Annotated in this window: 1 protein-coding gene; it reads left to right on the forward strand. The window is 67.6% G+C overall.

The window, feature by feature from the left end; translation table 11 throughout:
- A partial coding sequence (locus tag OC446_RS30705; RefSeq protein WP_262032633.1) for an ABC transporter ATP-binding protein occupies nt 1-333 on the forward strand: 333 nt, incomplete at both ends.

Here is a 333-nt window from a genome sequence, read left to right on the forward strand (position 1 = left end):
TATCCCCGCCAGCTCTCCGGCGGCCAGCGCCAGCGCGTCGCCATGGGCCGGGCCATCGTGCGCGACCCGCAGGTGTTCCTGTTCGACGAGCCGCTCTCCAACCTCGACGCCAAGTTGCGCGTGGCCATGCGCACCGAGATCAAGGCGCTGCACCAGCGTCTGAAGACCACCACCATCTACGTCACCCACGACCAGATCGAGGCCATGACCATGGCCGACAAGATCGTCGTCATGCACGACGGCGTGGTCGAGCAGGTCGGCGCGCCGCTCGAGCTCTACGACCGTCCGGCCAACCTGTTCGTGGCCGGCTTCATCGGCTCCCCGGCCATGAAC

The organism is Microvirga sp. Mcv34 (assembly GCF_024519725.1).
Lineage (GTDB): Bacteria > Pseudomonadota > Alphaproteobacteria > Rhizobiales > Beijerinckiaceae > Microvirga.